Source organism: Leptotrichia wadei, from assembly GCF_007990445.1.
Lineage (GTDB): Bacteria > Fusobacteriota > Fusobacteriia > Fusobacteriales > Leptotrichiaceae > Leptotrichia > Leptotrichia wadei_A.
The window spans coordinates 1,558,928-1,582,530 of record NZ_AP019841.1 but is presented as its reverse complement, the minus strand read 5'-3'; the positions used below and the strand labels follow the sequence as shown (position 1 = coordinate 1,582,530).

Annotated in this window: 23 protein-coding genes; 9 read left to right on the top strand and 14 right to left on the bottom strand. The window is 28.3% G+C overall.

Going from position 1 to position 23,603, the window contains the following annotated elements:
- Nucleotides 1-3: 3 nt before the first annotated feature.
- The 14 genes from purB to FVE74_RS11955 form a co-directional block, all read right to left on the bottom strand.
- A complete protein-coding gene (purB, locus tag FVE74_RS07550) occupies nucleotides 4-1,446 on the bottom strand; it encodes an adenylosuccinate lyase (RefSeq protein ID WP_147003984.1) in 1,443 nt (480 codons plus the stop codon).
- A 251-nt stretch (nucleotides 1,447-1,697) separates the two neighbouring features.
- Complete coding sequence (locus FVE74_RS07545) at nucleotides 1,698-2,162, bottom strand: hypothetical protein (protein WP_147003983.1); 465 nt, start codon at nucleotides 2,160-2,162, stop codon at nucleotides 1,698-1,700.
- Nucleotides 2,163-2,226: 64 nt separating this feature from the next.
- Nucleotides 2,227-2,664: a rhodanese-like domain-containing protein gene (locus FVE74_RS07540; RefSeq protein ID WP_147003982.1), complete on the bottom strand. Its 438-nt coding sequence runs from the start codon at nucleotides 2,662-2,664 to the stop codon at nucleotides 2,227-2,229.
- 18 nt (nucleotides 2,665-2,682) lie between these two features.
- The gene (locus FVE74_RS07535) at nucleotides 2,683-3,195 is read right to left on the bottom strand and encodes a hypothetical protein (RefSeq protein WP_147003981.1); all 513 of its coding nucleotides are present in this window, start codon (nucleotides 3,193-3,195) and stop codon (nucleotides 2,683-2,685) included.
- A gap of 22 nt (nucleotides 3,196-3,217) precedes the next feature.
- Nucleotides 3,218-4,516, bottom strand: coding sequence for an adenylosuccinate synthase (locus tag FVE74_RS07530; RefSeq protein WP_147003980.1), 1,299 nt, complete (start codon nucleotides 4,514-4,516; stop codon nucleotides 3,218-3,220).
- 306 nt (nucleotides 4,517-4,822) lie between these two features.
- A complete protein-coding gene (locus tag FVE74_RS07525) occupies nucleotides 4,823-6,463 on the bottom strand; it encodes a Na/Pi cotransporter family protein (RefSeq protein WP_147003979.1) in 1,641 nt (546 codons plus the stop codon).
- A 163-nt stretch (nucleotides 6,464-6,626) separates the two neighbouring features.
- Nucleotides 6,627-7,445, bottom strand: coding sequence for an oligoendopeptidase (locus tag FVE74_RS07520; RefSeq protein WP_147003978.1), 819 nt, complete (start codon nucleotides 7,443-7,445; stop codon nucleotides 6,627-6,629).
- A gap of 227 nt (nucleotides 7,446-7,672) precedes the next feature.
- Entirely contained in the window at nucleotides 7,673-8,320 is a 648-nt protein-coding gene (locus tag FVE74_RS07515; protein ID WP_147003977.1) for an OmpA family protein, read from the bottom strand.
- A 278-nt stretch (nucleotides 8,321-8,598) separates the two neighbouring features.
- Nucleotides 8,599-8,877 (bottom strand): hypothetical protein, encoded by a 279-nt coding sequence (locus FVE74_RS07510; protein ID WP_147003976.1) that lies wholly within the window; start codon nucleotides 8,875-8,877, stop codon nucleotides 8,599-8,601.
- Nucleotides 8,878-9,627 carry a hypothetical protein gene (locus FVE74_RS07505; protein ID WP_147003975.1) on the bottom strand — a complete coding sequence of 250 codons (750 nt, stop codon included), beginning with the start codon at nucleotides 9,625-9,627 and terminating at the stop codon, nucleotides 8,878-8,880.
- Between the two features lie 12 nt (nucleotides 9,628-9,639).
- Nucleotides 9,640-11,130 carry a dynamin family protein gene (locus FVE74_RS07500; RefSeq protein WP_172617462.1) on the bottom strand — a complete coding sequence of 497 codons (1,491 nt, stop codon included), beginning with the start codon at nucleotides 11,128-11,130 and terminating at the stop codon, nucleotides 9,640-9,642.
- A 199-nt stretch (nucleotides 11,131-11,329) separates the two neighbouring features.
- Nucleotides 11,330-11,593: a hypothetical protein gene (locus FVE74_RS07495; RefSeq protein ID WP_147003973.1), complete on the bottom strand. Its 264-nt coding sequence runs from the start codon at nucleotides 11,591-11,593 to the stop codon at nucleotides 11,330-11,332.
- Between the two features lie 30 nt (nucleotides 11,594-11,623).
- The gene (locus FVE74_RS07490) at nucleotides 11,624-12,073 is read right to left on the bottom strand and encodes a lysozyme inhibitor LprI family protein (RefSeq protein WP_232053908.1); all 450 of its coding nucleotides are present in this window, start codon (nucleotides 12,071-12,073) and stop codon (nucleotides 11,624-11,626) included.
- The gene (locus FVE74_RS11955) at nucleotides 12,051-12,290 is read right to left on the bottom strand and encodes a hypothetical protein (protein WP_232053907.1); all 240 of its coding nucleotides are present in this window, start codon (nucleotides 12,288-12,290) and stop codon (nucleotides 12,051-12,053) included. Before FVE74_RS11955 ends, FVE74_RS07490 begins: the two co-directional genes overlap by 23 nt.
- A gap of 452 nt (nucleotides 12,291-12,742) precedes the next feature.
- Here FVE74_RS11955 and FVE74_RS07485 point away from each other — a divergent pair, with 452 nt between their 5' ends.
- The 9 genes from FVE74_RS07485 to nspC all read left to right on the top strand — a co-directional run bounded on the left by FVE74_RS07485 (nucleotide 12,743) and on the right by nspC (nucleotide 23,475).
- A complete protein-coding gene (locus FVE74_RS07485) occupies nucleotides 12,743-13,720 on the top strand; it encodes a tRNA dihydrouridine synthase (RefSeq protein ID WP_147003972.1) in 978 nt (325 codons plus the stop codon).
- A gap of 380 nt (nucleotides 13,721-14,100) precedes the next feature.
- Nucleotides 14,101-15,414, top strand: coding sequence for a hypothetical protein (locus tag FVE74_RS07480; RefSeq protein ID WP_147003971.1), 1,314 nt, complete (start codon nucleotides 14,101-14,103; stop codon nucleotides 15,412-15,414).
- A gap of 213 nt (nucleotides 15,415-15,627) precedes the next feature.
- Entirely contained in the window at nucleotides 15,628-16,113 is a 486-nt protein-coding gene (locus tag FVE74_RS07475) for a YhcH/YjgK/YiaL family protein (RefSeq protein ID WP_147003970.1), read from the top strand.
- Nucleotides 16,114-16,151: 38 nt separating this feature from the next.
- Nucleotides 16,152-17,114 (top strand): S66 peptidase family protein, encoded by a 963-nt coding sequence (locus tag FVE74_RS07470; protein ID WP_147003969.1) that lies wholly within the window; start codon nucleotides 16,152-16,154, stop codon nucleotides 17,112-17,114.
- 159 nt (nucleotides 17,115-17,273) lie between these two features.
- On the top strand, nucleotides 17,274-18,536 hold the full coding sequence (locus FVE74_RS07465) for a TolC family protein (RefSeq protein WP_147003968.1): 1,263 nt from the start codon (nucleotides 17,274-17,276) through the stop codon (nucleotides 18,534-18,536).
- Between the two features lie 153 nt (nucleotides 18,537-18,689).
- Nucleotides 18,690-20,018, top strand: coding sequence for an efflux RND transporter periplasmic adaptor subunit (locus FVE74_RS07460; protein ID WP_147003967.1), 1,329 nt, complete (start codon nucleotides 18,690-18,692; stop codon nucleotides 20,016-20,018).
- Nucleotides 20,019-20,063: 45 nt separating this feature from the next.
- Entirely contained in the window at nucleotides 20,064-20,756 is a 693-nt protein-coding gene (locus FVE74_RS07455) for an ABC transporter ATP-binding protein (RefSeq protein WP_147003966.1), read from the top strand.
- A complete protein-coding gene (locus tag FVE74_RS07450) occupies nucleotides 20,757-21,971 on the top strand; it encodes an ABC transporter permease (protein WP_147003965.1) in 1,215 nt (404 codons plus the stop codon).
- Nucleotides 21,972-22,287: 316 nt separating this feature from the next.
- Nucleotides 22,288-23,475: a carboxynorspermidine decarboxylase gene (gene nspC / locus FVE74_RS07445; RefSeq protein ID WP_147003964.1), complete on the top strand. Its 1,188-nt coding sequence runs from the start codon at nucleotides 22,288-22,290 to the stop codon at nucleotides 23,473-23,475.
- Nucleotides 23,476-23,603: the final 128 nt, after the last annotated feature.

The following is a 23,603-nucleotide window of genomic DNA, read 5'->3' as shown; positions in this document are numbered from 1 at the left end:
AAATTAAACTCTCAATTCTTCCCTATCCTCAACAATCTCATCCTTATACTTATCCAAAATCGGATCAATCTCATTCTTAACGAAATCTTCAGTTTGTTGTCCAGCAAATCCAGTATAATTAGCAGAAACCAAGATTCCTTCCATATCTTCTGCTTTAAGTCCCAATCTACCGTCTTTTATAATTCTATCAATTAATCTGTTAGGATTTCCATTCAATTTAATTTCCTTTGTTTCTTCCATCGAAAGTTCTCTAATAATTTCGTGAACTTCTTGTCTGTCCATTCCTTTTTTAACTGATTCCATAATGATATTTTCAGTCGCCATAAATGGTAATTCCTTTTGAATATTAGCTTCAATTACTTTTGGATAAACAACAACTCCATCCATAATGTTAAGCCAAATAATTAAGATTGCATCAACTGCCAAGAATGCTTGTGGAATAGACAATCTCTTGCTTGCAGAATCGTCCAATGTTCTTTCAAACCATTGTGTTGCAAAAACTAATGCACCTGTTTGTGAGCTTGAAATTACATATTTTGCAAGTGATGAAATTCTTTCACTTCTCATTGGATTTCTCTTGTATGCCATCGCACTTGACCCAATTTGATTTTTTTCAAATGGTTCTTCCAATTCTTTCAAATGTTGCAGCAATCTAAAATCGTTTGTAAATTTGTGAGAAGATTGAGCAATATTTGACAATAAATTCAAGATTTGTGCGTCCACTTTTCTATCGTAAGTTTGCCCTGAAACACCTTGTTTTTTACCAAATCCAGCTTTTTCAGTAACCAATTCATCCAACTGTTTTACTTTTTCAAAATCTCCTTCAAACAATTCTTTAAAACTAGCCTGAGTCCCAGTAGTCCCTTTAACTCCTCTAAATCTCAAGTTTTCTAATCTAAATTCCAATTCTTCAAAATCAAGAAGCAACGAATGAAGCCATAAAGTCGCTCTTTTTCCAACAGTAGTAAGTTGTGCCGCTTGGAAATGAGTAAATCCTAAAGTTGGCAAATCTTTGTATTGCAACGCAAAATCTCTCATTTTTTCAATTAAGACAAGCAGTCTTTTTCTAATAACTAAAAGCCCTTCCTTAATTTGAATCAAATCAGTATTATCTCCAACATACGCACTTGTCGCTCCTAAATGAATAATTTTTCTTGCATTTTTAGCTTGTTCCCCATAAGTATGCACATGAGCCATAACATCATGTCTCAATTTTTTCTCGAATTCAGCCGCAACTTCAAAATCCACATCATCTTTATATTTTTTTAGTTCCTCAATTTGCTCATCAGTAATAAAATCAAGCCCAAGCTCTTTTTCAGCCTCTGCCAAATTTATCCACAATTTTCTCCAAGTTCTAAATTTAAACTCTGGTGAAAAAATATGCAACATTTCCTTACTCGAATATCTCTCCGCCAACGGATTTGAATATATGCTCATATCTGCCATTTCTAATTCCTCCTAATTATTATTTTTTATAAATTTATACTCTGAACCTAAATCCCAATTAAATTCAGTCCCTAATTTTTTTCAATCATAATTTTTATTTTTAGATTTTAAGAATAACAATTTTCACAACAAGTCCATTATTTTAACTTCAAAAGAATATGATAATATTTCTAAAACCAAAAATAATATAATTATAACTTTATTCATACTTGTCTTTTTCTGCATAAATCACTTTTCACAAAACTTCCTAACTAATTATCCCAAATATAAATTGCTCCATCCTTAAAATAAATCTTTTTCACTTCATCTTTCTTTATGCTAAAACTAAAATCAAACGGTTTATACTCCATTCCTTCATTATTTTCATAAAATCTTGTTATGACTATTTCATCGTCACTTTCAATAAAATTTTCTATCATTTTTTTTGAAATTACTTTATTTGTAATAATTTTAGGATTTTTACCATTTATCTGAAAGTTTTTTTCCGTATACACTTTTTTATTTTTTCCAATTGCCTTAAAATTTTCATATTCCAATTCTATTTTATCTTTGTCAGTGTCCAACAGTTTGGTACCCTTTAATTTTATTGTAATTGTACTAAAAGACACTTTTTTATTTGAAAAATTATTAATTTTAGATTTTTTACCATTTTGTGCCAAAGCTGAAAACGAAACAACCCCAATAACTAACATTAACATTACTAATATTTTTTTCATTGCTCATTCCCTTCTTATTCAAAATACAGTATTTTTTCTTTTACATCTTTAAATACTACATTTGTTATTTCACAACTTCCCCATTCCAATCTTTTATTCCACCAAAATCAATCACGTTTGTATAACCTTTTTCAATCAATTTTAATGCTGCTTCCCTGCTTCGTCTTCCGCTTCTGCAATAAACTAAAATTAAATCGTCTTTATTTTTTAATTTTGCTTCTGCTTTATTTTCAATAGTTTCCAGCGGAACAGAAATTGCATTTGGAATATGCCCTTCTGTATATTCTTCCAAAGTTCTAACATCTACAACTATAACTTTTTGAGTTTCTATCATCTTTTTTGCTTCATCTGAAGTTATCTTTTTATATTCTGCTTTTTTTCCATTTTTTACTTCTTTTGACATTGTTAAACTTTGTTTTTCATTTCCTGTTTTACTACAAGAAAATCCAAATACAGAAAATAATCCAATCATTGTCAGCAACATTATTTTTCTTATTTTCATTTTATCTTCTCCATTTCACTATTCAAATTTTTTCTCAAATTCAATATCTTGATTTTCTTTTATAAAATTCTTATTTCTATCCAAAAGTCTTTTTCTAAATTCTAAAACCTTATCTTTTGAATTTATTTCATTTCCTAAACGATAGTTCATATGATCTTCAAATTTTTCAGTATTAAACGTAAACTTCGATGTTTTTCCTTTTGTTAATTCTGCCACTATAATGTTTTCTGTACTATATGCCAAATGATTTTTATATATTATTAAAAATACATTTTTATTTTTTCCTTTTACAATTTCTGTATCTTCAGGAATATAAAATTTATAATTCCCATTTTTATCTTTATAATCAAATTCATACAAAGAATTACTCAATATTCTTAGGATACTAGATTTTTTTGCTTCTTCATCAGAACGACAATGAGATATTCTATCACAAAGATCATTTAAACTTTCTTCAATACTTTTTTCATTTATACCACCAGAAAAACTACAAAAACTTATCAAAAGAAACAATATCAAATTTTTGCTCATAATTTCCTCCAACTTTCAAAAATTACTTCACAAACTCTCCCAAATCATATCTATAAATATTCTGAGTTCTTTCAGGTCCAACTGAAATCATTGAAACACGGCATTTCAATTTATTTTCAATATATTCAATATATTTTTTACAATTTTCAGGCAAATCTTCGTAATTTTTTATTTGAGTAATATCTTCTTTCCATCCGTCCAATTCTTCGTAAATTACTTTCAAGTCTTTAGATTTTCTCAAGTTTCCAGGATATGAATAACAAACTTTTCCATCAATTTCATAACCAACTGCAACTTTTATTTTTTCAAATCCAGTCAATACATCTAATTTTGTCAATACAATATCTGTCAATCCATCAATTAGAACCGCATATTTTCCGATTACTAAATCAAGCCATCCACATCTTCTAGGACGCCCAGTTGTCGCACCAAATTCATGTCCAACTTTTCTCAAAGTTTCTCCATCTTCATTTTCCAATTCTGTAGGGAAAGGTCCTTCTCCGACTCTTGTTGTGTAGGCTTTCATAACTCCAAGCACTCTTGAAATTTTTGTCGGTGCAACCCCAGTTCCTACTGTTACTCCACCAGATGTTGGCGATGATGAAGTTACATAAGGATAAGTTCCATAATCAATATCAAGCATTAACGCTTGTGCCCCTTCAAAAAGTACAACTTTTCCTTCTTCAATCCCTTCATTAATTTCCACAACTGCATCAATAATTCTAAATTTAATCTTTTCAGCAAGTTTCATAAATTTATCATAAAGTTCTTCCAAATTGAAAGTTCCTTTACCGTATCTAACTAACATATCATTTTTTTCATTTACATTCCAAGTAAGTTTATCTCTAAATCTTTCTGGCTCCAATAAATCTCCAATTCTAATTCCATTTCTAGCAATTTTATCAATGTAGCAAGGTCCAATCCCTCTTTGAGTAGTACCAATCTTATTTTCACCCATCGCTTCTTCCTTCGCCTTGTCAATCTCAATATGATAAGGCATAATCACATGAGCTCTTTCATCAATAAATAAATTATCCAATTTTTTCCCTCTTTTTTCTAATTCATCTATTTCTTGCAGCAAAACTTCAATATCAACTACAACTCCAGCACCAATTATACATTTTCCAGCTGAATTAATAATCCCAGATGGCAATAAATGTAAAATAAATTTTTCATCATTTACAACAACTGTATGTCCTGCATTATTTCCTCCTTGGAATCTAACCACATAGTCTGCTTTTGGAGATAAGACATCAATTATCTTTCCTTTTCCTTCATCTCCCCATTGTGTACCCACAATTACAAAAGTATTGTTTTCCATAATTCATTCCTCCCAAATTTTTAGAATAATTCTCTTACTTATTTTTGTTGAAATGTAAAAAATCAAAAAAAATTTATATGTTTTTATCTAAATCAAAATTTTTATCTTTTACTATTTATTTTACTATATTTATTAGTTTTTTTCAACACTGTCTTTTCTTTATTTTCAAAATAAGAAACTTTTTCTATCAAACTATTTTATTAGACCTGTTCAATATAACATAAGAACATTTGAAAGTTTAATATTTTTCCAAAAAAAATAGGCAGTCTTAGCCTATTTTCATGTTTTTTTATCTTTTAAAATTTATTATTTAACAGTTTTATTTTCAATCATTTTTTCAACTAAATTTCTAGCATGATCTCCGATTCTCGTAAAATGTGACACAACATCTATATAGTAAAGTCCAGATTTTACATCGCATTCCTGCTTGCTCACACGTTTTATATGGGCTTTTCTTACTTCTTTTTCTTTTGCATAAAGTTTATTATGTAAATCAACTACTGCAAAGGCTTTTTCTGTGTCATCATTTTTAAGTGCTTCTTCAGCTGTTTCTATTATTTCTTTTGAAATTAAAAATAATTTTTGCACTTCTTTATGAGCTGTTTCAGTAAATACCAATTTTTTCTTAATTTCATATCTGACATCTCTTACAATTCCAATCGCATGATCTCCAATACGTTCCACATCACGGCACATATCTAGATACATGCTGATTTCTTCCCCATCTTTTTCAGTTATATGTTCCTGTGATAATGTTGTCAAATATTTTGTAATTTCCTGATCAATATTATTTATTGCCTCTTCTGTTTTTTCCACCTTTTCAGCAACTTTTTCATTATGTTCATGGAAAAAATCAATTGATCTGCTAAGATTTTTTACTGCAATTGAAATCATTGATAACATTTCCTGTTTTACTTGTCCCAATGCAATCGCTGGTGTATGAATTAGCGCTGCATCCAAAAATCGTGGCTGATGTTCTACAACATCTTCATCTTTTTCTTTAATCAATCTTACGACAATATATTCTAGAAGACCAATAAATGGAAATAGTAAAATTGTTGTTATGATATTAAACGAACCGTGTGCGAATGCAATTGTAACTTTTGGATTCAAATGAAGAATTTGTGACATTTTTTCTACAAAAATTGAAAATGGCGATAACATAATCATAAAGAATATTGTTCCCATGACATTAAACATTGTGTGCGACAATGCAAGCCTTTTTGCTGAAGTATTGGCACCAATTGCTGCAAGTATAGCTGTTATTGTTGTTCCTATATTATCTCCGTAAAGTACAGGCAATGCAGCTTTTAATGTTATAAGATGTTCTTGATAGACATTTTGTAAAATACTGATTGTAGCACTTGAAGCTTGAACAAGCATTGTAATCATTGTTCCGATGAATACTCCCAAAACTGGGCTATGACTAAGCCTTACTGTCAATTCTGTAAATGCTGGCAAATGTTTAAGCGGTTCCATTGCTTTAGACATCAAAGTCAATGCAAAGAATATTCCTCCAAAACCAAATAAAATTCTTCCTAAATTATTTATAAAATTGTTTTTTACAAAAAACAGGCATGCCGCTCCTAAAAATAATATTGGCAATGCATATTCGGTAATGTTGAATCCAATAATAAACGTTGTAATTGTCGTACCAATATTGGCACCCATAATAATTCCAATAGCTTGCCGTAAATTTAAAAGTCCCGCTCCGACCAGTCCAATCGTAATAACTGATGTACCTGAACTCGACTGAATTAATGCTGTCACAAGTATTCCGACTAAAACTCCTAAAAACGGTGAAGTTGTATATTTGTCCAAAATATATCTAAGCCTATCTCCAGCTGCCATTTGCAGCCCATCTCCCATATATTTCATACAGAACAGAAACATTCCTAATCCACCTAAGAATCCAAATATCATCTGCTGATAATTAATCGCATTCATCAAATCAATCCTCTCTTTATTTTTATTTTATTTTAGTTTTAAAAATTCTATCACGTTGTATTTATACCATATTTTTTTTCAATTTTCTACTTTTTTTTACTAGAATTTCAAATAAAAAATAGTATGTAATTCAAAATTTATAAAATTTATTTGGTAAATTCTATTAAATAACTTGATACTTTTCTACATACTTTAATTTATGATTTATCCAATATTCCAGCTGATTTTGAGCCTGATTTATTTTGAATTCAACATTATATTTTGCCATTTCAACAAACAAGGAATTATCTTTTTGATAAATTGACATATAATGTTTTCCTTTTTTATCTGCAACTTCAATTTTTTCATTTTCTATTGAAAAAGTATACTGAATACTGTTATAATCACGATTTGGACTCCATACAAGATTTCTATCATTATTTATTTTTATATAAAATGCTGAATTTGTCGGAATAAATGCTAAATTCAGCCAATTTAATCCTTTACTGTCAATCCCGCCAGAAATTCCTTTGTTTCCGTAAGCAGTTATTTTATATTCGCCTGCACCGACATTTTTTACGCCTGCAAATACCATTCCCATTGATTTCATTTCAGATTTTTCAGAATCTGTATTTTCTGTATAATTAGAAAAAAAATCATTTGGCGAATATTTTATAATTTTTGATTCATTCGTTGTTTTTCCCTTTTTATTTATTTTTATAATTTTAAAATCTTTTTTCAAAGTATCGGATAAAAATTCATAAACATTGATTGCCGCATATCTTGAAGGCATAAAAGCCAGATAATTTCCAACATTCAGCTGAACAGGATATTTATTTCCGTTTCCTGAAATTATCGCATAACTGATATAATCTGGATTATTTGACATTCTGGCTGAAAACTTTTCAAAATTATTAAAATTTTCCTTATTTCCAGCATTTAAAGCAAAACTAAATAAAAGCCCCGTTAATATTATAAATTTTGATAATATGTTTTTTCTCATAAAAACCTCCTAAATAGAAATTTATTTTATACTAAACCCTGTTTAAAAATAGAAGCCATATTTCATTATTTGCTAATAAGGAATTATGCAACTAGTTTTCTATTTAAATGGAAAATAGCATAAATTCATTATTTAAAGAAAATAAATTAAGTAAAAATATAATTAGAAGCAGAAAAAAAGGAGCTAATTCAAAACTCAATTTGAAAAAACTCCTAAAAAATTTTCAATTATTTTTGATTTGCAATTATAGCAATTTCAACTCTTCTGTTTTGAGCTCTTCCTGCTTCTGTTGCATTGCTTGCAATTGGCTGTTTGCTTCCGTAACCACGTGAAGTTATTCTTGAAGTTGAAATTCCTTGTGATTCAAGGTAAGATGCTACTGAACTTGCACGATTTACAGAAAGTGGATTGTTGATTGCATCAGTTCCTGTCGTATCTGTATGTCCTGAAACTACAATTGTTGAATCAGGATAAGTATTTAATACAGTTGCTACCGAATCCAATGTCTTTCTAAATTGTGGTTTAACCACATAGCTGTTTGTATCAAAAGTAATGTTTTCAGGTGCTGTTAATTTAATTTCACCTTCACCAGTTCTTTTTACATCTACACCAGTTCCTTGTAATTTATCTTTTAACTCTTTTTCCTGTCTATCAAAAATGTTTCCAATGGCCGCACCAACTGCAGCTCCTCCAGCTGTACCAATCAATGTACCTTTTGTATCTTTCCCAATAACTTGCCCAATAGCCGCTCCTGCAGCCGCACCAATTCCAGCACCAATTCCAGTTTTACTAATTTTCTTAGTTCCATCAGCAGCAGTTGTACAAGAAACCAATGCCAATGCTGATAACATAGTAATTGCCAATACTTTTTTCATTTTGACTCCTCCTTAAAATTTACTCTTTTTAACTTTTAGTTGGATTATACAATATTTTTATATTATTTTAATTTTTTTTGGCTTTGAAAATGTTGTGTTTTAAAAATTTAAAGTATTTATTTCAATATATCAACTAATCTAGACTATAAAGATAAAATTTAAAGAGATTCCAAAAACTTTCTAAATAATTAAAGAGAACAATAAAAAAAGTGGCTTTATATTATAAATTTTAGATTCGTTAAAGGGAAAAAATAAAAAATTAGGCTGTTCGGGTAAAATTAATAGTTGTCATTTTTTATATCATCTAGTAAGTCTTTGTGTTTTTTTAATAAATCTTTTAAAAGTAGTTGATTTATAATTTTATAAATTTTTTTTATATCTGAATTATATGATTTTTCTAACTTAGAATATTCTTTTAATATTTGTTTTATTTCAGTTATATCATCTTTTATTTCTTTTTGATTTTTCAAAATATCATTTAATTTTTGGGTTATTTTTTTACCTTCATTTTTTGGAAAAAATAAAAAATTTCCAATTAATTCTTTTCTGTTTTTCATTTATTTACCACCTAAATTTAAAATTTTTCCTAGTAAATTTATTTCATCCAATAAATTTTTATAATAATTTTTTAATTGCATTCTTTCATTATCATCTTTTTTCAAACTTGCTAATATTTTTTCTGTTTCATTTTTAGAAGTAATCAAAGTATTTTTTCTATTTGTCATATATTCTGAAAGTTTTTCAGAAATAAAATTTTGCTGTTCTTTTGTAAAGTCAGATAATTCACATAATAATGTATTATTTGCCTTTGTAACAGTATTTACTGCTAAATCTCTCAATTTATCATTTTTTTTATTTCCTTTATCAAGTTTAAGAATATCTAGCAATTTATTATTGTTTAATGAAAAAGTATTGGATATTTGTTTTGAGTATATCTTATCTAGGCCTTTATTTATATTTTTAGCATTATTTTTAAAGCTCTCGAAGACAAAATTATCAATTATCGGTGTATCAGATGCATTGTTAATTTCAGAAAGTTTTCCTTCTATTGTACGAAAATTATCTTTTATAATGTTTTGAGCTAATTTATCGTATTCTTCGGCTTCTCTACTATATCCCTTTATACATTTTTCTAAAAGTTCATTAACTTTTTTAGTTTCATCAACAGTTGCTGTGCTTGAATTGTAACTAGGGGTATCACCTAAACTGAAAATTTTTTCGGCTACCCAGGTAATTACCCTTGCTGGAGTAAATATCACACTTCCAATTGCTTTAAGAACTCCTCCAATTGCAGACCAAAATCCCATAATTTCTCCTCCTTATTTATCTATTTTAATTTTTTTGATACCTTTTTCTAATTCTTTAAAATTATTTTCAAGTTTTCCAAAATCTAAATTGAAGCTGTCTGTTGTTTCTTTTATTTTTTGTTCAAGGCTGGCATTTATTTTTTCAAGTTCTTCAATTTTACGTCTTTCTTCTTCCACTTTTTTATTCAGTTCTTCAGAAGTTCTTTCTAAATCGTCTTTTTTCTCAGTTAAAATATTTTTGTAATTATTTCTAAAATTATTTATTTCTTCTACTAAAATTTTATATTGTTCAACAAAATCTGTAATCATTGAGTTATTAAAATCTTGAAGTAATTCCTTTTGTATAATTTTATTAACTTTTTCAATTTGTGAAAAGTTGATAATTCTTTTTTTCAATTCTGCCAGCATTTCTTCTGTATATTTATTTTCTGATATCAAATCAATAATTTTTCCTGCTTCATCAAAATTTATTAATTTTTCATGTGTCAATTTTAAAACAGTTTCACGATTAAAAATACTATTTAATCTTGATGCTTCTGAATAAGCAAAAGAACTTATACCCAACAAATGATTAATTGCTGTTGATGCATTTCCGTAGCATTCTTCCTTTTTTAGAATATCGAGCCACAATGCTCTTTGTTCTTGCCAATCTTCAGCAGAGTTCATTATATCAATCTGAGTTCCTAAAATATAAACTTTATCTTTTTTGTATCTTGCTTTTGAAAATACTTTTGTAATTGTTAAAAATTCTTCATTTCGTAATGTTTTTGCGTTTACACATACAATTACGGCATTCGCATTACTGATATAATCTCTTGTTATTTTTGAACGGTAATCTATGACATCATTTAATCCAGGGGTATCTACCAGACATATTTGAGTTGGCAACTTTAAATCGTCTATACCAATTTCAAGTTCTTTAACAAAATAATGTTCTTTAGATCTTGAAGAAGTCCAACGTGAGATTTCTTTTTTCATTTCTTCGATACTATCAAATTCTTGATATACATCTTTTTTATTAAGTAATAGGTTTTTAACTTCATCAGCATTTAACTGCTTATATCCTTCGATAAATGTCGTAGCTTTTTTTTCAGTAGCATCGTACCAAATTTTGTCCCAGTCATTTTTAGTATAAAATTTTATTTTTAAGCAATTTTTTTCAGAATATTTAAATTTTGTTAATGTTGCGGTTTCTGGAGTTACGTTTGTGCTAGCAAGTTCGTGCCCAATAAGAGCATTTATTAAAGTTGATTTTCCTGCTTTTATTGCTCCGACAATTGCTATTTGATAATTTGGATTTTTTATATTTTCAATATAATCATTTATTCTCCGATTAATTGATTCAAAAAAATTAGATTCTTCTTTAAAAAATTCTTCCTTACTCAAATTATTAAGGACAATTTGTGATAAAACAATATTTTTAGCATAGTCATTAAGTATATCATTCCAATGTATTTGTACCAATTTGTCACTATTGTCTTTTATAAATTTTTCTAATTCCAATATTTATCACCCTTTCTTAGTAATCTATTATATTTCTTTATCTTTTATTATATCATAATTTTTTTACAAAGTCATATACAATATATATATATATATTATTAATATATTTTATAAATGATTAAAATTTAAAGTGACAAAAAAAGCGAACATTTCCATGCCGCTTTATAAATTTTTCTATTCAAAATAAAACTAAATCGTTCTAGTCTTCCTCATCATATTCATAATAGTAATAATAATCTCCATCATCATCGTTGTCATCTTCATCATAGTAATAATAGTCATCATTTTCATCATCATAACTGCTATAGTAAATATTAGCATAATTATTGTTACTGTCATAAATATTTTGAGAACTGATTCCTTTTATTTCATCTGCAATTTTATTATTATATTTTGCCCATCCAGCATTTGTATTTATTGATATTAATACTAATATTCCTAACATAAAAATTTTATTTTTCATTTTGTTGCTTTTCCCTTCTGAAAAAGATTATTAATCCATATTATCATATATTCTTGCAAATTCAAATAATCTGTCTTTTGTAAATTCTTGATAAGTCATTATTTCCACATTTCCAGCTGCTCTTCCACCCATCATAGAATTTCCATCTTCATCATTGTTTGAATTTTCTACTTTTCTTTTTCTTGTTTTTAGCCATTGTCTTTGTTCGTTTCTAAAGTTTACCTTTTTTCCTTCTGGCAATCTTTCCATAATTAAATTGTAAACTTTAGTAAGCTCATCATCTAATTTTTCGTTAAGAGCTTCATTTGCTTGAGTTTCTTCAACACTCCATCCGTTTTCATCGCTTATTTTATCTCTTTTGGCTTCGTAGTTTGAAATTCTGTTTTCTAATTTTCCTTCATAATTTGAAATTTTTTTAGGTTTTGAAGGTATTTCTGCCTTTTTTTCTTTTTTTATTTCATTTGTCTTGATACTTGCCAAGTTTTGCTGCTCTTGCTGCCTTTTTTTCTTTTTTTATTTCATTTGTCTTGATACTTGCCAAGTTTTGCTGCTCTTGCTGCCTTTTAGCCAATTCAGCATTTTGCTTTTCTAAATTTGCAATTTTCTTTTCCAATTCAGTATTTTTATTTTTACAGGCGACACTTCCAAATAATAGTAAAATAACACCTAGTTTAATAATTAGTTTTTTTATTCTCATAATTTTCTCCTTTTATAATAAATTTAGAAAACTTTGAATTATATTGAATTTTTTTTATTTCGTTATAAGTATACTATAACTTTTTTGAAAGTCAATAATCAATATTATAAAATCCAAAAATGCTTTAAAGATAAAATTTAAAAAATTAATTTGATTTTTGAGGAAATTGAATATATAATAAAAGCGGATAAATAATTGTAAAAGCAAAAATTAATAGAAATAAGAGTTTATACTAAAACTGCTTAGACTTAGAATTTAATAAAATAAATATCCTGAAATAAGGGATTTTAACTCCTTGTATAGTTAAAAGATTTAGGTTATTGAAAATATCTATTAAAAAAATTAGGAATTTTTGGCAAAATTGGAAAATGAAAAATTAATTGGATTTTACATGCTTTTACAGATGGCTAAAGAAGAATAAAGTTAGAGAAGAATAGGATCTGGGAGAATTTATGAAAATATATGTTGCTCCGATGGCGGGCGTTACTGATTATTCTTTTAGGAAAATACTTGAAAAGTTTGAGCCTGATTTTTTGTTTACTGAAATGGTAAATGCTAATTTATTGAATCGTGAAGATGAAATTACTGTAAATGAGCTTTTGAAATGTGATGATAAGGAAAAAACAGGGACTCAAATTTTTGGTGGGGATAAAAATGAGCTGGTTTCTGGAATTTTGAAATTGAAGGATTTTGGATTTAGAAAAATTAATATAAATATGGGGTGTCCGCAGCCTAAGATTATAAAAAATGGGGCAGGATCGGCACTTTTAGAGAATTTTGAAGTGGTTGATAAGGTGCTTTTGGAAACTAAGGGCATCGAGGCTGATATTTCTTTAAAAATTCGTGTTGGATATAAGGATTTTCAAAATCCTGAGATTTTTCTGGAACTGGCAAATAAATATGATCTTGATTTTATCTGTGTTCATGGGCGGACTCAAGAACAGATGTATTCTGGAACTGCAAATTGGGAAATTGTTGAAAGATTAAGCAAGATGCCAAGAAATACAGAATTTTTTGGAAATGGGGACTTATTTGAGCCTATTGAAATAAAGCAAAAAATATCTTCATGCAATCTTGATGGCATAATACTTTCACGTGGAATAATTGGAAATCCTTGGCTTATTTCACAAACAAGGGAGTTTTTAAAATTTGGAAAAATAAATACGATTCAAACTTTTGATGGAACAAAATTGCTTGTTTTAGAACATTTGGAAAATATTTGGAAAAATAAGGGAAAAATAAAAGCTGTGCTTGAAATAAATAAGTTTTTGCGACCATATTTTAAAAGATTTTGGGAGAAAAATTTGAATAAAAATAGTAAAATTGTTACGGTTGAGGATTTTTATGATGAAAATTTGAAAGGCAAAATTGATAAAATTATTTTGGAAAAAGAGATTTTAGAAAAAATAAAAATGATAAAACAGCTGTAATTTTAAAAATACTGGATTAAATTAGATGTGTTCAATAATTACATAAACTTAAAATTTAATAAGATAAATATTCTGAAGTAAGGAATCTAGACTCCTTAAAGATAAAAAAAATTGAACGAGTATGTAAAATTTTTTGTGTAAATAGAACAGCAAAGTATTGAATTTACTGAATTCATCTATTAGTTTACACAAAATTATGTACACTCTCTATTGAAACATATCTTTTGAATTTTATCGACTTTTGCAAATATGTTTGAATCTGTTCAAATTAGCTATTAAGAATCATATAATTAGGGTTTTAGTAAACATAGCTACAGCTTTTGAGTTCAATTTTAAATCAGTTTTGCTATAATTAAAAATGACTGGAGAAAGGGATAAAAATGACAAGAAATAATGAAAAAATTTCGTTGCTGATAGAAAAATTGAAATCTATAAATGAGAATATTTTTTTTGATTTGTTAGTCGATAATTTTAATAATGAGCTGTTGGAAAAGAAATTTGGTAAACCGTTTAATGAGAATTTGATTTTTTTTGAGAGAGAAATTGATATTATTGAGAAAATTGATGAGTCAAACAAAGATTTTTTGAGAAAAGTTATAGAAACAAATAATTCTTATGTTGAAAAGAAATGTTTGAATTTTGCGAAAGAAGACTATTTGAGGGAATTTCAGAGGGATAAAATTTTAAGGGTAAACGGAAGAGGATTGAATCCAGAGCAAATGATAATGTATGTTTTAAGTACGAATAAACTGGTTGAATTTTTGGATTTTTTTAAGGAAGAATATTTTAAATATATTGAGAAATTGGAAGAGAATAAGCAGGAAATATTGGGGAAAGAGACATTTTTGAAAGAAGCTGTGGAAGAACTGGAAAATGAGGATTTTGAGAAGGAATTTCAAGAGAGTATAAGTGCAAAATATAAAAATGTTAAGAAGAGAAATTTGGAAAAATTATCACAAAAATATGGTTTGGAATTTGATGAAGAAGGCAGAAAATTTAATGTTTCAGCAGAATTTATCAGTTTTTTTGATGAAAAAATGAAGGAATATTTTTTGATGAGAAAAAATTTTAAGAGAGGATTTGAGTTTTTTAATATAAATTCGTATAAGTTTAGTGAAAAGGAAAGAGATTTGGAAGAAATAATTACTGATATTGAGGGAATTGAGCAAGAAAATAAATTTTTAAATTCTCTTTGTGATAAACTTGAAGAAGAAAATAAAAAGTTGAAGGAAGATTTGAGAAAAAACAGGAATAAAGAGGCTGAAAAGACTATTGAAAAACAGAAAAAAGAAATTGAAAAATTGAATATTCGGATAAAAAGTCTTGAAAAAGAAATTGAAAATATGGAACAGGATGAGAATATTGAAGTAGTTGAAAATGTGAATATAAAAGAGTTGTCAGAAGAAAAGACGATAGACTTGACGAATCAGAATGTAAAAGTAGTTGGTGGGAGATGGAGTCAAAAAGTTATTGAAAAAGCTGAAAAATATGCGAAGGAAAAAGGATTTAAGATAGAATTTATTCATGCTACAGCTGTTTTTAGAAACTCAGATAAATTAAAAAATTCAGATATCGTAATTTTTGATACATCTTACAACTCTCATTCAGCATATTACAAGCTAAAAAGCTGTGGATTGAAAATATACAGGATTTCAACTTCAAATTTGGATAGAATTAAAAATCTTTCTAAATAATTTATTGTAATTTTATGTTTTACAGGAAAATAGTTCTATATTTATTGGAATTTTTAAATTTTTACAAATACTTGTTCGATAATCATAAAAATTTAGAATTTAATAAAATAAATATCTTAAAGCAAGGGGTCTTGAACCCTTGTAAAGATAAAAAATCTTAGGTTATTGAAAATATCTAATGACTAAAAAAAATGAAGAAAAGGAGAAAATAAAATGATTTTTACAAATATAAATGACAAATTGCAAAACAGCAGCCTGACAAAGGATATTCAATTTTGTATTGATTATGCTGAAAAAAATAGGGAGAAGATCTTGTCATTGGAAAATGGAAGCTATGATGTTGGTTATAACGGAATTAAGATGAATGTAGGGAAATATTTTACGAAGAAGGAAAATGATAAATTTTGGGAAAGCCATAAGAGATATTTGGATGTGCAAATTATGATTGATGGAAGTGAAAGGGTTGCATTTAACGATATTCATAATATGAAGGAAAAAAGTTTTGATCCTGAAAGAGATTTGGTTATTTTAGAAGGAAATAAATTGTTTGATATTGTTATTGAAAATGGAGATGTACTTGTATTTTTTCCAAATGATGTGCATAAACCTGAACTTGATATTCTGGATTCTGAAAATGAAGAAGAATGTGAAAATAAAAAGAAAATTATTACAAAAGTTGTCTTTAAAATTGAAATATAATTTTAGGAAATTGTAAAAGTAAAAAAAGGAGTGTGAAGATGAATTTTCCAGGACCATTAAAACAAGGAGATAAAGTATTTTTAGTCTGTACTTCTTCGCCTATTCTAGGGGAAGATATTGAGAAATGTAAGGAAGTTGTAAAAAAGTTGGGATTTGAGCCTGTGCTGGGGGAGAGCCTTTTTGAAGATATTGGTGGATATATGGCGGGAACACCTGAAATTAGAGTAAAGGATTTGCATAGAGCTTTTTCTGATGATGAGATTAAGGGGATTTTTTGCGTGAAAGGCGGGTTTAGTGCTTCACAGCTTTTGGATAAGCTGGATTATGAATTGATAAAAAATAATCCGAAGGTTTTTGTAGGATATAGCGATGTTACTAATTTGAATATTGTTTTTAATCAGAAGTGTAATTTGGGAACTTTTCATGGACCAATGGTAAAATCGAATATGTTTGATGATTTCAGTAATTTTACGAAAAAATCTTTTTTGGAAGCATTGGATAAGAAAAAAGGAGAAAAATGGAAATTTGAAAATCCGATAGATGAAGAAAGTGGATTGGAAAAGAAAATTTTACTTTTGAATAAGAAAGATTTTGAAAATAAAAAAATAAGCGGTGAAATAGTTGGAGGGAATTTATCAATAATTGTTACAACTTTAGGAACTGATTATGAAATTGATGCAAAGGGGAAAATACTTTTTATTGAGGAAATTGAGGAGGAAATAAGCAGGATTGATAGAATGATGACTCATTTGAAATATGCTGGGAAATTTGATGATTGTAATGGAGTTTTATTTGGAAATTTTGCAGGATGTGAGAATACTTATGGGGAAAATTATGAGCTGATGGATCTTTTTAAAGATTTTTTTAAGGATTATGAAAAACCTGTAATTTATGGGCTTGAAAGCGGACATGAGAAACCTGATCTAGTTACGGTTCCGCTTGGGGCTAAATGCAGCGTAGAAATTTGGGAAGATGAGAATAAGATTTATTTTGAAAAATAGTTTTTGGCTAAATGATCACTATTGTAAAAATGGTGATTATTTTTTAGTAAAAAAAAGACATAATTTTGTCAAAAATAAATGATAAAATAAGACAAAAATGTTATAATCTTTTAACTTAAATTTGAGAAAAGATAAGTAACTGAAAAGGAAGGAGAGTAAATGGTAAAAATAAATAGAAAGTTTCAAGTCTTATTTGTTTCATTTATTTTAGGACTGAGGAGTTTTGCAGTCAGTGTAGATGATTTAATTACAGAGTATGAAAAAAATTCGTATACTACAAAAATAAATGAGAAAAATATGAAAAAGTATGATATTAAAGAAAAAGCCTTAAAAAATGGTGATTGGAATGAAATCAGTGTAAATTCAGATGAGAATTATTCTTTGCATGGTCAGGCTAATGGATTGACGATGGATAATAATGTGAAGTATGGGAATTTTTATTATAAAAATAGTTATAATTTTAGGACTAAGGAACTTACAGAAAATAAAATTGGAATTTCTAAAACTTTGAATGATTATTTTGGATATAGTGATAATAGTTATAATAAAAAAACAAATCAAATTTCTCGTGATATTCAAAAAATTACAAATGAAACTACTAAAAATGGAGAGATTCGTGATTTGATTGATTTGTATAAAAATTATAAAAATAAACAGAAGGAGATTGAGCAGGAAGCACTTACGGTGGATGATACAAAAAAAGATTATGCGATTCAAACTAAGAAATATGAGGTTGGAACGGCATCTCAATATGATTATGAATTGGCAAAAACAGAGTATGAAAATTCGCAGTTGAAGTATGATAATCTTGGGAGAGAATTGAAGATTTTGGGAGAGCAGTTTATGATTTACAATATTAAATTGCCTGAAAAAGAAAAATTGGATGATTTGAAGAGGGAGGAATTGAAAAAAGAAGACTTTTATGAGCTTAGATTATCGGAAGCAGAAGCAATAGAATTAAATACGAAACTTAATGAAGAGCAAATTAAAAAAGAGAATATTGATTATAAATATCCAAAATTAACAGGAGATTTGGGTTATTCATTAAAGGATCATTCGATTGTTGCGGGACTTTCTGTTTCTAAAACTTTTAAAAGATATAACGATACGATTGAAGATTTGAAAAATGAAAAAGAAAAACTAGAATTACAATATGAACAGAAGAAAAATGAATTAGTATCAAATGTTGGGCAGCAGATGATAACTTATACAACTTATCAGACAAATGAATTAACTGCAGAAAATACGATGAATATTAAGAAAAAAGAGTATGAAATTTATGCGAAAAGATATGAATTGGGAGTTGATACTTATTCAAATTATGTAGAAAAACGAAATAATTATAAAAAGGCTATAATTGATTATGAAACGGCTAAAAATGAATTGGCGGCATTTACTAAAAAAATAAAATATTATAAGTAATGTTCTTAAATTTTATAAGAAAGCTAGAAATTATATTTCAGTTATTTTGTAACGGGGATTCTAGATACTTTATGAAAAAGAATTCATAACAAATTTACTTTTAAATAGGGAGTAGTGTAAAAATAGAAAAAATAAAGAAAAAAAGGTGATTTTATGGAGAAAAATTATATTTTAAAAGATAAAAAGGATAAAAAAAATATTGCAAAAATATTTTCAATTTTTAGTATTTTATTATTTTGTTTAATTAGTTGTGGAAAAAAAGATGAAGGGGCAGAATATGAAGTGACAAGAGTTGGGATGGGAGATATTTCACTTTCAGTTTCAAAGACAGGACAAGTTGTGTCGGATAATGTAGTGTCGGTTTATACGAGTTCTAGCCAAAGGGTAAAAGATGTATTTTTTAAAACTGGTGATAATGTAAAAAAGGGAGATGTAGTTGTTACATTTTATCCAGCAGATAAAAATGAAACTTTAAGAAAAATACAGATGAAAAATTTGGAAATTCAAAAATATGAGCGAAATTTGGCTAGTGCTCAAAGTTCACTTAGAAGAAAAAAAGAAACTAAAAATTTAGAAATTCAGCAAAAGTCACGAGATTTGCATAATGCTGAAGAGCTTTATAAAGTTGGAGGGGAAACGAGGGTTAATGTGGATGACGCAAGAAAAGCATTAAGAACTTCTAGACTAGAATCTGATACCGTTGATAGTGAAGAAAGAACTAATATAGAAGATGCAAGAACTGCACTAAAGACTGCAAGATTGGAATTGGCGACATTGCAGGAAGATATGACGCTTATAAAAAATGAGATAACAAGTCCAGTAGACGGGGTTATCACAGAAATGACAGCTGATGAAAACTATAAAGTAAATACGGAATCGACTTTGTTCAAGGTGTCGGATTCTAAAAATATGAAAGTAGAGGTAAGCCTTTCAGATACACAAGTAAAAGACATAGAAGTAGGACAAAGAGTGGAAATTACATCAGATGCACTACCTAAGGGGGAAAAAGTGGAAGGATATGTATCGCAAATTGCTGGAGTGGCGAAAAAAAGTGAAAATTTGGATGAAAGTAACACAACCGTCACTATAAAAATGAATGATACAAAAAATTTAAGACCTGGAACTACGATAAACGCCACAATTTTTTATGAAGAAAGAAAAAATGTTGTAAAAATTCCATATAGTGCAGTAATAAACGAAAATGAAAAATATTTTGTATTTACGGTTGGAAAAGATAAAAAAATTACAAAAAGAGAAGTAAAAGTAGGAGTCAGTGATGAAAGCAACTATGAAATAATTTCAGGTTTAAATATGGGAGAAAGCATAATTTCTGTTGTCGATGAAACCTTAAAAGATGGTCAGAAAATAAAAATTGCCGATCCGAAAAAACCTAAAAAAGACAATAAAAAAATAATAAAATCACAAGATGTAGAGAGTGTGCCAGCAGGTGAGGCAGCACCAGGAGGTCCTGGGCCTATGTAAAATTATGTAAAAAAATTTAAAATTTGATAAAGGAATTGTAAATTTATGATAGACGTAAAAGATATTGTAAAGACTTATAAAAATGGAAATTTAGAATTGACCGTATTAAAAGGACTTAATCTATCGGTCAAAAAAGGAGAGTTTGTCGCATTTATGGGACCAAGTGGAAGTGGAAAATCCACACTTATGAACATTTTGGGCTGTCTTGACAGTCTGACTTCAGGAACATATATTTTGGATGGTCAAGATGTTTCTAGAATAAAAGGCGATGCACTAGCAAAAGTGAGAAATGAAAAAATTGGATTCGTGTTTCAGACTTTTAATTTGCTTCCTAAAATGAATGCTGTTGAAAATGTCGCACTTCCAGCACTTTATGCAGGAGTGAAAAAGTCAGAAAGAATAAAAAGAGCAATAGAAGCACTTGAAAGTGTAGGGCTTGGAGATAGGATTCATCATAAGCCAAATGAAATGTCTGGAGGACAAAGGCAAAGAGTTGCAATTGCGAGAGCCATTATTAATAATCCAAACATACTTTTAGCGGATGAACCAACTGGAAATTTAGATTCCAAATCAACTGAAGAAATTTTGGAAATCTTTAAAAAATTAAACGATAAAGGAACAACGATTGTTATGGTAACTCACGAGGAAGATGTCGCCGAACATTGTAAAAGAATTATTAGATTAAAAGACGGCGTAATTGAAAAAGATGAGATTGTTGTAAATCGGAGAGGAGTGTAAATGGATTTTTTAGAATCACTAAAGTTATCTTTATCCAATTTGCTTAGTTATAAAGTGAGATCATTTTTGACGATGTTAGGTATAATAATTGGGATAGGAGCAGTTATTATGATGTCGTCATTGGGAGCTGGAATGAAGCAAAATATAACAGGGGATTTAAATAAGCTAGGAGTGGGAAATTTTAATATTTCGATTGACACTTCTCCTGGACAAACTTATAAAACTGAGGATCTGATGACAGAAAAGGATATTGAAAACATAAAAAAAATAGAAGAAGTTGAAGCAGTTAGTCCAACTTCTAGTGCCTTTGCCAGAATTGAAATTGATGGAAATACAAAAATGTTTATGGGTACAGGAGTCACAGAAGATTACTTTAAAATATCAAATTTTACTATAGTGAAGGGAAGAAAATTTTTACCCAGTGAATATAAAAAAGACGGAAGATTTATAATAATCGACAGTTCCACAGCAGAACAGTTATATCCAGATGAAAATCCAATAGGAAAAAAAGTAACTCTAAATTTTAAAAAGAACAGATATGAGTTAGTTATTGTCGGAGTGTATAAAGATCCTTATTCTAGTTTAAATTTTGGAGGTGGAGGAGGTGCCCCGTCGAGCGGGCTTATACCAAATCAGTTTTTAGTATTTATTAATGGAGGGGAGCAGAATAAGTTTGAAGAGCTGCAAGTAAAGGCAACTTCTGCAAATTCGTTAAATATTGCAATGGCCGAAGTTAAAGATTTAATGTCAAGAAGAGGAAGTTCTTTTGACAAATATAACGTGAGATCAGAAAGTTCTGGACTAGATCAATTTAATAATATTTTGAATATGGTAACTTTATTTATCAGCGGAGTTGCTGGAATTTCATTATTTGTTGGTGGAATTGGAGTGATGAATATTATGCTTGTCAGTGTTACAGAAAGAATAAGGGAAGTTGGTCTAAGGAAAGCGTTGGGGGCTAGAACAAAGGACATTCTTGTGCAGTTCTTGATTGAAGCGGTAATTTTAACATTTTTTGGAGGTATAATTGGAGTTGCAATTGGATATTCTTTGGCACTTCTAATCGGTATATTTATTAAGACATCTCCAATATTAAGCCCAGGTGTAGTACTTATATGTATATTTGTTTCTACAATTATTGGACTTGTATTTGGAGTTTATCCAGCTAAAAAGGCTGCTGCATTGGAACCGATGGAGGCTTTGAGAACTGATTAAATACTTAACTGCGGTTTGAATTTTAAATAATTATTAAATAAATTCATTAAAAATAAAAATTGATTATTCTAAAAATAATTGGAATAATCTTTTTTTTAATTTTTGAAGAAAATATGATATAATATATTTGAATTTTTTTAAAGTAAGTTGACAGTTTTATTTTCTTGCTGTATTAATAAATTTTATTAAAACATAATTTATTTATTTTCTAGTAAGAGATAAAGATTTGTTATTAAAAAAAATAAAAATTGAAAGATAAAAGATGTTGTAATAAAATTTTAAAAATAATTTAAAAATATAAAAGGAGATGATAAAAATGCCAAAAAATAAATATATTGATATGGATATAACAAATTTGCCAACGCCAGCGTTTATAGTAGATGAGAGATTGCTTAAAAGAAATCTTGAAATATTGAAAAGTGTAATTGATAGGACAGGATGTAAAATATTGCTTGCACAAAAGGGATTTTCAATGTTTTATTTTTATCCGCTAATTGGAAAATATTTGAATGGAACTACGGCAAGTTCGCTGTTTGAAGCAAGACTTGGGTATGAGGAAATGGAATTGAAAAATACGGAAAGAAAACTGGAAACCCATATTTTTAATCCATCTTACAGGGAAGATGAATTTGATGAAATTATGAAAATTACAAATCATATTGTGTTTAATTCCTTTAATCAATGGAGAAAATTTAAAGATAAAGTAAGGGAATTTGAAGAAAAAAATGGCAAGAAAATTAGTTGCGGGCTTAGATTGAATCCAGAATTTTCTGAAGTTGAAACAGAAATTTATAATCCTGCGGGAAGATTTTCCAGATTTGGAGTGACGCTTGAAAATTTTAGGGAAGATGAGATTGAAGGGTTGGATGGATTTCATTTTCATGCGCTTTGTGAGCAAAATTCAGATGCCTTGGAAAATGTTCTAAAGATTTTTGAAAAAAAATTTGGAAAATATTTGTATGATATGAAATGGCTGAATTTTGGGGGCGGACATCATATTACAAGGGCGGATTATGATGTTGAGAAACTTATAAAATGGATAAATTATATTAAAGAAAAATATGATGTTGAAGTTTATTTGGAGCCTGGTGAAGCAGTTGCACTAAATACGGGATTCTTGGTTTCAGAAGTTTTGGATATTACAAAAAATGAGATGGATATTTTGTTGATGGATACTTCAGCTTCCTGCCATATGCCAGATGTAATTGAAATGCCGTATCGTCCATTTATTTTTGGTTCAGGAATACCAGGAGAAAAAAAATATACTTATAGATTGGGAGGGCCTACTTGCCTTGCTGGAGATATAATTGGTGACTATTCCTTTGATGAGCCGGTAAAAGTGGGAGATAAGCTGATTTTTACTGATATGGCACATTACAGTATGGTAAAGACAAATACTTTTAATGGGATAAATTTGCCTGCGATTGCGGTTTATACTGAAAAAGGCGGAGTTGAAGTTATTAGAAGATTTACGTATGAGGATTTTAGAAATAGATTGTCGTAATTTTTAAGTTAGATAATTAAAATTAAATATAAAAAATATTAAATATAAGTACAATAGACAAAAGGCATAATAAATGATATAATAAGTAAATTTTGACTAAAATATATAACTTAATTTAGAGGAATAAA